This is a genomic window from Pseudomonas sp. 43(2021), from assembly GCF_017490805.1.
Lineage (GTDB): Bacteria > Pseudomonadota > Gammaproteobacteria > Pseudomonadales > Pseudomonadaceae > Aquipseudomonas.
This window is the reverse complement of the sequence record NZ_JAFGYJ010000569.1, coordinates 1-435: the sequence shown is the minus strand read 5'-3', so window position 1 is coordinate 435 and position 435 is coordinate 1. Positions and strand designations below refer to the sequence as shown.

Here is a 435-nt window from a genome sequence, read left to right as displayed (position 1 = left end):
AACCTGCACACCGGCGGGACACTGGAAGACGTGACCGACATTCTTCATCCGACCCTGGTCGACGCGGCCGTGCGCGCGGCGCGGGCGCTGGATATTCCGATGGTCGGGCTCGATCTGATGGTGCCGGCGGCAGATCAGCCCGAGTACGTGTTCATCGAAGCCAATGAGCGCGCCGGCCTCGCCAACCATGAACCGCAGCCGACGGCGGAGCGCTTTGTCGATCTGTTGTTTCCGCATAGTCAGCCGGCTGTCTCTTGAACCATCGTTGTTCCGGCTGACGCCTTCGCGAGCAGGCTCGCTCCCACAGGGGGAATGCATTCCAAATGTGGGAGCGAGCCTGCTCGCGAAGAGGCCCTGAACGTCACCACCAATTTTCCTCATCGAAACCATCGGTGTGCACAACCCATCAGGAGTTTCCATGACCATGACCACACA

The 435-nt window shown here is 61.1% G+C and carries 1 pseudogene; it reads left to right on the top strand.

The annotated features are described in order from the left end of the window. A pseudogene (locus J5M71_RS28740) lies at nt 1-258 on the top strand (N-acetylglutaminylglutamine synthetase); the annotation flags it as partial. Nucleotides 259-435: the final 177 nt, after the last annotated feature.